Below are 9,530 nucleotides of genomic sequence, written 5' to 3' on the forward strand. Positions count from 1 at the left end.
AACCTATTAAGTGATTAATCTGAAATTCTACTTAATCAATTGATAATCAACAATAAAATTAGGTTTTCTAGCGGAAATAAATTATTAACTGCATTAAGCATAAGCAAAATCCAAATGACGATAACATCCAATTAAAAATTTAGCCCGAATACTATCATGACCCGATGCATGGAGTGTTTGATTTTTTCTGAATTCATATCATCTTGGCCTTGTTGATTGGAAGGCCATTCCCTTACAGTTGAGGTTTCTTGATACCTATACATGATTTGAAAGACAGAAGACAATCTTTTAAACAACATGAATTCTTGCTCAATTCCACCTCCCAATAAGATGCCGGGTTTTCCATAATCATAATCCACTGTGCCTGGAATATTAAAAGCCAAACCTGATTGAAAGAACATTTTAGCATGGTTTTCATCTGGAATAGGATTATAGGCAATGTGGGCATAAGCAGGAATCAGATTAAAATAATTTTCATCTTCATAATTGACTCCTAACCCCAAATCAATTTTTTTCCAGTTTACGTATGTCAAAAATTGCAAACCCAAATTCAATGATAAGTCATCAGTCCTTTTTCCGGCTGATAGCCCAACAGAAATCCTTTTATGCAATGATATTTGATCACTTACATCAATTAATGAATCAGGTCGATTTTGCTGGGCATTACTGTCAAAACAAAACAGGAATCCTGCCAAAAAGAGGAATATGTATTGAACTTTACTGCTCAGCATTTGGCTCTTCAATTAAGATACTGCTAATCAACTTTATATCTTCTAAATTTGAATAATCATATTGATGCAAACCCTGCTCACTAATCATCATCAATACATTTCCCAATGGGATAACATCGATAGGATTGATATTTCGATACTGCTTGATAAGATTGTTTGAAATTTGATTAATATTCTCCGCATTGTAAATTTTCAATCCGGCTTGTCCGTCACAAATGAATAATGCATTGCCGTCAATTCCCAAACCATGTGGATTATACATCGGATACTCTTTTACGAGCGTAGGGGTCTGTAAATCAGAAATATCAACTACCTCCAATTGATTAGAAAAACCTTGACACTGAGTACTCGATCTTAATGTTACATAAGCATAATCACCTTGCACCACAACTGGGTCGCAACTATTGATATGTTGATATTTACTAATCAATTGAGGGTTGGAAGGTTCCTCATTGTCATAAATATACATTCCATCATTGGCTCCTATAAATAACTTATCTCCATAAGGAAACAGGGTTTCAATTCCCCACCCCACTCTAATTTTACTGTGAAGAGCCGGCATTTCAACATTTGAGATATTGGCAAGAATTATATTATCATTATCTATACCATATAGAAATTCATCATATATAGTAAATGTGGCCATAGAGCCTCCCGTGCCTACACCCGTTCCCGTTCCATTTCCGGAAACACGAGCTTCTGACATACTTGAAAATGCATACATTCCATCAATCACCATGCCGTCATGACCATAGGCATTTTTACAGTCAAGTTCTCTTATAGTTCTTTCCTCTACAAACTCCCAATCTACCACTACCTGTCTTTCATTTTGATAAAAAGAAGAAGAGTAGTAACTATAGTTCATAAAAACTTCTTCTAGTCTGTCAATTTCTTTTATGTCATTTGGATTACTAATGTCGAAGCTCAATAAATCCATGTAGCTATTGGCATATAACACATGGTCTTTTGCCGCTAAACTAAAATTACCCAGAATATTGATAAATGCTATTTTCTGAGGATTGGCCGGATCTCGGTTATCAATTACATGAATTCCTTTATCCACTTCATTAAGATATAAATATCCGTCTTTGAAGTAAATTTTACCAAGATTATTGATAGGTCTTGGCTCTTTAATTTCAACAGATTCACGAATAACTTCTACTGTTTCAAATATAGGCTGATATAAGTAATAAACACTTTCCTGCTCACATTGATCTTCGCAGCTACTTAAAAATGTGATGCCCAAGAATGCTAGAAAATAAAATAACGGTAGTTTGATAGTTTTTTTCATGTCTATAATATTTAGAAATCCCTAATTCATAGACACTACTTTTCCTTCAACGGTTGGATTAATAGATGATAAAATTAATTTGAACCCAGTATGACTTCTTTAATGAAAACCCAGCTACTATCTCTCACCCCAAGCCAATCTTTGGAACGCAAATCAGAGGCAATAACATGATTGCCAGTATTGGGGAATGCAATGGCCTTTTTATGTTCAGAAGGTAAGTGTTCAAACATCTCTTTCATAGCAGATACTGAAACTACCTCATCCTGATTATCTTCATCTTTATAGTAATAAGCCATAAAAACAGGACAATTTACTTTTTCAAAGGTTTCTGCTTTCATACTCTCATGGATCATACTAAAAAGTGAGAAATATGCATCTAAATGGTAATATTCTGACCAATAGGCCGCCACGGAATCCGGCCTGATTTCTTGGTTCACTTCACCTCCCATTACCCATTTGGTGAATGTAGTACCCCAGGGGCCCAAGACCAATTTTTCATCTGACGAATTTTTTAATGAAATATAGGGCGAATACAAAATTAATGCTTCCACTTCATCTGGAAATTGAGCCGCAAGCCATATTGCTTGGGCAGCGCCAGTTGATGTTCCTATTAAAATAATTTTTTCGCCTAGAATCCGACCAATGGATAATGCTTCCATGGCAGACATCATATAAGATTCGGCAGTGATCCCCTTAAATGAGTTCTCAGATGATAGTCCGTGACCTATTTGACGAGCTAAATAAAGATTTGCTTTTAAACTGTCCGCTAGGTTTTTGTGCACTGGGTAGCCTTCCTGATGACTTGCCCCAAATCCGTGAAGGTAAACCACAGAATATTCAGTTGGATTAAGTTTGTCATCAAACCAGATTACTTGTGCTTGATTATTAGGTTTTATATTTGGTTTATTTTGCTCTCTTTCATTGACCCAGCTTTCCAAGGTGATAATATCTGCAGGAATTTCAGGCAAATCTTGCGCGAATTGAGGTCTCTCCAGTTTTGGCCCTAAGAAATAAATCACAGCTATAGCATTAAGCAGTATGATCAAGCCAATAAAAATCCTTTTGAATACCTTCATACGAATTTACCTATTTATCTTTAAAATAATGTCCTAATATAAACGCTCCACCGGCTAGTGCGATGTCCTTTAATAAGGAGCTAGCAGCTAGTTGATCCCCTTCAAAAGCCATGGGAGCATGCACGAATATAGCAAAGGTTAAAAGCATAATGGCTAAAAGATTGGATATTAATTGAATTTGCTTCTTGATCAATATACTGATACCTGCTGCAATCAAAGCCGCTCCTGTTAAATATACCCAAAAAGTTTGACCGGGAATAAAAGAGGGTACCACATTTTGTAAAGACCTTGTGTTTACAAAATGAAATACCCCAAAAATTACCATAGGAATGGCAAAAAGAAATCTTCCAATATTTGCTATTAGGTTCATCTTAATAGAATTTGATTAAAACAACCCAATATAAAAAATATTATCCTCTTATTTTATCTAATGCTTTATTAACTGCAGCTGCATCTTCTTCAGACAAAACCATTTCCTCATTATGAAAGCCCGATAGTTCTGGTTCAATATCCTTTAATAGCTTTTGACCGGCAGTGGTGATGACCACATCCACTTGTCTTCTATCGTACATGCAAGTAGAACGCTCTGCCCAGCCTTTTTCTACTAATTTATCAACCAAACGAGATGCGTTGGACATCTTATCAAGCATTCTTTCTTGTATAGATGAAACAGTAAGTGGCTCAGGGAATTTCCCTCTTAATATTCTTAAAACATTATATTGAGGAGAAGTTAATTTATGTTTTTTGAATATTTTGTGTTGAACAGAGCCAATCCAATTGGCTGTGTAGATCACGTTTAAAATGGCTTTTTGTCTTTCGTTTTCAAATTTCGACTGCTTAATTTCTTCTTCTAACTTCATTTTAATTTTAATTTAAATCCTTATTTGCATTAACTAAATATTACTATTATGTGTATTGTTAATACATTAAACACGAATGTATGCTTTTTGTTTCCATGTTTGAACATTTAATCGACCAACTATCAAATATTTTTGATAAATGGGTATATATAATTAAGGATTTGGGTTTGTAGCCAATAAGTTAGCAAGCAAACGATAAGCACCCGGAACACCTGCTGGAAGCTCTCGGAAAAAACTTAAACCGGTATATACAAATTTTCCTTTTCCGTATTCAGCTATCAATAAAGCTCCTTTTTTAGGTGTTTCATTTGGATCATTACCCACTAAGATAGGTGTATAAGCTTTATCCCACTGGTCAGGAAAATAAAGACCTCTTTCCTGTACCCATCCATTAAAATCATCTTCAGAAATTTTATTGGGATAATTTAAAGTAGGATGATCGGGATTAATAAATTCCATAGGAGATTCTTCCACAGTAATCCTATCTCTGGATAAGTTTAAAGGATATGGCCAAAAATCGGTGTCAGGTAAACTATAGGTCGTATTATACTGAACCATATAAACACCTCCTGAATTCATATACTCATTCATTTTTTTGTAATGAATTTGCAAGCCAGCATTTACATTATATGCCCTGATTCCCGCTATTACAGCATCATATTGCTTTAATTCATCAATTGATATGTTCTCTATATCAATAAAATCAACTTCATAACCCATAGCTTTTAAGGCTTCATCCACAGCATCGCCAGCACCTTCTATGTATCCAATTTTTTCACCTTTAATTTTTACATCCGCCAATACCAATTGCTGTTGGGCTTTTCGTAAAATAACTTGATTGGGAATATGGTCATATTGAATTTCCTGTACTTTATGTGCCGAATACATGACTCGATTCATCCTTACAGAAGCAATCAAATCAAATTTACCACTCTCTTCACCTGAGGCTATTTTAATCTTAAATTCCTTTGTACTTGATTTCGGAAGATTTTCGAATACTAGATTATTTTCCAGTTCAATGACTTCCCAACCTTCAGGTAATTTTAAGTTAAGATCACCCGTCACATTATCTTTTAGTGCTTTTACCTTAACAGTTAACTCTTTTTCTTGGTTATTTGAAGTAAAAATAGATACCTCTTCTCCAAATTCCACTGATACTGAAGGTAAAATATATAATGGCTGAATAATCTCTCCATTAATACGATCAGATGTTTTATATTTTAAAGGGCTTCTAAAACTAAAATCATTACCATTGATCTTGAGATTTATTTGGGCTTCAATTGCAGGAGGATTCTCCGCTTTTCCGATTAGCTGCTGATTTTCAACTTCATAAAGTCCATTTGCTGATGATTTATTTAACCAGTATGGATTTGAAAAAGGAAATTCATCAGGAATGTTTAAAGCAAAGCCTTCTAGTTTTACCTGATTATTTTTCAAATCCCCTGAAATAGGTATATTTTTTTCCAACTCTATAATTTTGGCGGACAATAACTCTATTGTAGCATCTGATCGGTTTACCAACTCTAAATTCACATTAATTTGGTCTCCTGGTGCAGCATAAGGATTGTCATGAAAAAGTAAATGGTAGAAGCCTGCGCAATTAAGAATTAACTCATTAATAGCATCTAATTTATCCCTTTTAACTGCTGAATCCTCAAGTTTTTCAATTAAATCTTTTATCTCAAATAATTGATTAATGGATTTCTCAGGTGCGGTGGCTTGAAATTCATTGAGTAATTGAGCAATGGCTTTTTGAATAGCCTTACCATTTTTAAATTCACTCCAAGAATGATCTATGCCCGAAAATATAGCCTTTTCATTTTCAGGTCCGTTCCAATATTCAAAATATTCTATTTCATCTCCCCTATTACCAGCGGTACCAAAAGCCTGTGATTTATGCCGGCTTCTACTTAATGCGGCCATTTCTGTATAAGAAATTCCCAAGAGCGGAGAATAGCCACCAGCATTCTCGGTTACGTATTTTGATCTATCAAAGTCCTCATTCCTTCTAAAAAACCATGAAGAAGTGTTCCAATAGATTTTTTTAGGTTGCCATGTATTAGTATATTCCAACTGCTCTGGAAAAGCATTTTTGTCTCCTGCCAATTTAAAAGCTTCATCCGCCAATATAGCAGAGGCAGTATGATGTCCGTGCGTTATGCCAGGAGTTTGATTAAATCGGGTAACAATAATATCTGGTTGAAAATTGCGGATAGTCCATACCACATCTGATAAAACTTCTTCCTTGCCCCATTTATTAAAAGTCTCATCCGGATTTTTAGAATAACCAAAGTCATTGGCACGGGTAAAAAACTGTTCTCCACCATCGATTTTTCTGGCGGCCAATAATTCCTGAGTACGAATTAAGCCCAATCCTTCTCTTAATTCAGGCCCGATAACATTTTGTCCGCCATCTCCCCTGGTGAGCGATAGATAAGCAGCTTCGAATTTTTTACCATTTTCTACATAGGCAATAAATCGGGTGTTTTCATCATCTGGGTGAGCGGCCACATACAGAACCCTGGTGGTATGCTGTAATTTTTGCATCTGATGCAAAATCTCTGAAGCAGGTACGGGTTCCTTTAATTGTGCTTTTGAGGAGGCTAAAAAAGAAGTCAGTAGAAAAATTGATAAAATAAATCTCATTTAATTAATTTTTAAAGCGATTTAATTAAAAAAGTAGTGAAGACCAAATCATTGTAGTTCAACGGCTTTTTTCTGATTTGAATGCTGCCCTGACAATCGCAAGTAAAGGCAGTAACCAAACTAAGTCATTCATTAGTAAATGAAAAATAAATTTTTTGGTGAATTCTGATTCCATGATCAATAAATAAACCGCAAAACCTCCCAATAATTTGGCAAGAAAAGAAAATAAAATAAACCATTTAAATTTTAGAGGCTTAAGAAAACCCATAAATAGCATAATGGCAACTACCAAAATACCGATAGCTTGATAAAAAACCCATTGGTTTTCAGTTTGTATGCCTTCTGTCATCCATTTAATATAACTATTGGGGCTCCAAAAAAGGAATACAGACCATGCTACATTATACACTGAGGCAATCAATAAGACTCCTCGCATCCAAGCTTGTATCATTACTTTATGAGTTTATAAATATCAAAAATATAAGAATTAAGAATTAAAGCCTAATCCTATTTTGTCATATTCCTCAATCATCGCCAAGAGATGTGTCATTACAGCGCTAAACAGCTAAAAATTCTATTTGTGAGGAACTGTCTGCAGGCAGGCACAAATCGGTAGCATCAGTACCAACTTGACAAAGTAGGGCTAAAAGAATTAGAAAAAGGAATGACTTTTATGAAAAATGAAACAGACATGATGTAAAATAGTTAGTAATTTTGTCATCCTTAAAAAGATTATAGAATTTTAGCATGCAAAATATCAATATACTTTTAGAAACTGCTTCATCCTACTGCCAAAAGGGAGATTTCAAACAAGGGATTCATTTGTACTCTCAATATATCACCCAAAACAATCAAAATCCCGTGGCATTTTATCAAAGAGGGAAAGCTTATTTTAAAATAAAGGATTATCAAGCAGCACAATCAGATATGAGCAAAGCTATAAAATTAAAACCTGAAAGTGCCGAGCTCTATGCTGAAAGAGGTTTGGTATATTATATGGCCAAACAGCAGGATGCCGCCATGCAAGATTTTAATACAGCAGTGGAAATGGAGCCTGAAAACCCTTTTCGATATGCCAGCAGAGCTTTTATTAAAGATCACCTAAATGATTTGGAAGGTGCTAAAAAAGACTATCAAAAAGCATTGGAATTGGATCCTGAAGATGCTATTTCCCATAATAACCTTGGTCTAGTCTTGGGGAAAATGGGAAATCATAAAAAAGCGGAACAGCACTATAAAGATGCCGAAAAAATTGATCCTAAAAATTTTGGGATGAGTAAATCCACTGAAGAAAAGGCTGATGTAACCCCTCAACCCAAGCCTGAACCAGCTCCTCTACCAAATATAAAAAATGATAAAAACAAGCAAGAAAAGCCCACTTTTGGCAATACTTTAAAATCATTGATAACCTCTGCCGATGAAAGAAAAGAATTTTGGGGGTTTGTGAAAGGGAAAATCTTTGGTGGTTAGAAGTAATAAGTTAGAAGATGGAAGTTAGAAGATGGAAGTTAGAAGATGGAAGTTAGAAGATGGAAGTTAGAAGATGGAAGTTAGAAGATGGAAGTTGGAAGTTAGAAGTTGGAAGTTGGAAGTTGGAAGTTTGTCGATCCGTAAATAGTATTGACCGTTTTGGTTGTTTAAAGTCAAGGCACGGCTTTGGCTTTACATTTATTCTAAAAAACGGGTAAAAGTTGCTTATCATAAAAAAAACACTATTTTAAGGATAAAACCACTTTTCCCATGGTTTTACCGGATTGGAAAAGTTTTAAGGCTTTATGCATTTCTTCAAACTTGAATTGATGACCAATATAAGGTGCATCCATTTTCAGGGCTTCCAATTCCTTCAGGATTTGTTTCATCAATTCTTTTCTGTCATATAACCAAATTAAATTAAAGCCTAAAACACCCTTATTGCTCTCTATCATTTTTTGTGGATCTATTTTAGGTCGGGTAAGGTACAGCCATGCCAACCTTGGCCAATTAGGAGAGTTATGAGTATCACCGTATCGGGCTGAACCATAATTGATCACCCTGCCTTGAGGCGCCAACATATCATAACCGATTTTAAATATCTTCCCTCCTATACATTCCATAATTAAATTTAATTCTCGGCCTTTCAAAGCCTGTTCCAAATCCGATTTAAAGCGATTGGAACGAACTATGTATTTTTGATATCCCTCTTTTTTCAAAAGATCAATTTTTGATGCAGAACCAATGCTTCCAATAGTAAAAGCTCCCATTTTTTGTGCCATTCTGTTAGCTAACAAACCCACTCCTCCTGCTGCAGAATGAATCAAAACGGTATCTCCCTTTTTTAAATTTCCTAAATGGAAAAGTCCGTAATAGGCCGTTAAAGCCTGAACCAGAAATGAGGCAACTTCTTCAAAAGTCCAATTTTCAGGTATTTTATTGACATAATCCGAATCTATATTAAGGTGAGAAGTATAGGCTCCAAAGCGTGTTACTCCCATAACCCTATCGCCCATTTGAATATCTTGTACCTGACTGCCAATAGCAATAATTTCTCCTGAATACTCCAAGCCTGGAATAAAACTTCCCTCTGGAGTGGCTCCATACAAGCCCAAAATGGCAAAAACATCGGCAAAATTGAGCCCTATGGCTTTCACTTTAATTTGGACTTCATGTTCTAGGGGTCACCTAGTTTTTCTTCGACTAACTTTAGTCTGTTGATGGAACCTGCTTTGTTGGTGCGATAGGATTTTCTGATAAGCATTTGGAGATATTTTTTTTCAAAAATAGGAAACGATGGGGGAATTTATTTTCATTCTTAGGAAATAAAAGGGAGTATCTCATAAACTGTGTAAGTTCTAAAATAGAGCTTACGAAACAGTTTTATGACCTCGGAAATTTAGGGAGTGATTTTGTAAAAATCGCTACTTAAATTTCGAGGAGCCCGCGGCAGGCG

The 9,530-nt window shown here is 35.2% G+C and carries 10 protein-coding genes; 2 read left to right on the plus strand and 8 right to left on the minus strand.

What is annotated here, in order from left to right:
- Positions 1 to 131: 131 nt before the first annotated feature.
- From ACFE0M_RS05215 to ACFE0M_RS05245, 7 genes are all read right to left on the minus strand, one after another.
- A complete protein-coding gene (locus tag ACFE0M_RS05215; RefSeq protein WP_434544689.1) occupies positions 132 to 731 on the minus strand; it encodes a hypothetical protein in 600 nt (199 codons plus the stop codon).
- Positions 718 to 2,022: an LVIVD repeat-containing protein gene (locus tag ACFE0M_RS05220; protein WP_434544690.1), complete on the minus strand. Its 1,305-nt coding sequence runs from the start codon at positions 2,020 to 2,022 to the stop codon at positions 718 to 720. Before ACFE0M_RS05220 ends, ACFE0M_RS05215 begins: the two co-directional genes overlap by 14 nt.
- Before the next feature lie 74 nt (positions 2,023 to 2,096).
- Positions 2,097 to 3,098: an alpha/beta hydrolase gene (locus ACFE0M_RS05225; protein WP_434544691.1), complete on the minus strand. Its 1,002-nt coding sequence runs from the start codon at positions 3,096 to 3,098 to the stop codon at positions 2,097 to 2,099.
- A gap of 10 nt (positions 3,099 to 3,108) precedes the next feature.
- Positions 3,109 to 3,468: a DoxX family protein gene (locus tag ACFE0M_RS05230; RefSeq protein ID WP_434544692.1), complete on the minus strand. Its 360-nt coding sequence runs from the start codon at positions 3,466 to 3,468 to the stop codon at positions 3,109 to 3,111.
- A gap of 40 nt (positions 3,469 to 3,508) precedes the next feature.
- Positions 3,509 to 3,958, minus strand: coding sequence for a MarR family winged helix-turn-helix transcriptional regulator (locus ACFE0M_RS05235; protein ID WP_434544693.1), 450 nt, complete (start codon positions 3,956 to 3,958; stop codon positions 3,509 to 3,511).
- Between the two features lie 153 nt (positions 3,959 to 4,111).
- A complete protein-coding gene (locus ACFE0M_RS05240; protein ID WP_434544694.1) occupies positions 4,112 to 6,604 on the minus strand; it encodes a PIG-L family deacetylase in 2,493 nt (830 codons plus the stop codon).
- Positions 6,605 to 6,662: 58 nt separating this feature from the next.
- Complete coding sequence (locus tag ACFE0M_RS05245; RefSeq protein ID WP_434544695.1) at positions 6,663 to 7,055, minus strand: hypothetical protein; 393 nt, start codon at positions 7,053 to 7,055, stop codon at positions 6,663 to 6,665.
- A gap of 296 nt (positions 7,056 to 7,351) precedes the next feature.
- Here ACFE0M_RS05245 and ACFE0M_RS05250 point away from each other — a divergent pair, with 296 nt between their 5' ends.
- Together ACFE0M_RS05250 and ACFE0M_RS05255 are read left to right on the plus strand one after the other, a co-directional pair.
- On the plus strand, positions 7,352 to 8,074 hold the full coding sequence (locus ACFE0M_RS05250; RefSeq protein ID WP_434544696.1) for a tetratricopeptide repeat protein: 723 nt from the start codon (positions 7,352 to 7,354) through the stop codon (positions 8,072 to 8,074).
- A 59-nt stretch (positions 8,075 to 8,133) separates the two neighbouring features.
- Complete coding sequence (locus tag ACFE0M_RS05255) at positions 8,134 to 8,292, plus strand: hypothetical protein (protein ID WP_434544697.1); 159 nt, start codon at positions 8,134 to 8,136, stop codon at positions 8,290 to 8,292.
- A gap of 24 nt (positions 8,293 to 8,316) precedes the next feature.
- Here the strand turns inward: ACFE0M_RS05255 and ACFE0M_RS05260 are convergent, their stop codons facing one another.
- Positions 8,317 to 9,231, minus strand: a complete 915-nt coding sequence (locus ACFE0M_RS05260) for a zinc-binding dehydrogenase (RefSeq protein WP_434544698.1) — start codon at positions 9,229 to 9,231, stop codon at positions 8,317 to 8,319.
- Positions 9,232 to 9,530 lie beyond the last annotated feature (299 nt).

Origin of the sequence: Marivirga sp. (assembly GCF_051117495.1) — a bacterium.
Lineage (GTDB): Bacteria > Bacteroidota > Bacteroidia > Cytophagales > Cyclobacteriaceae > Marivirga.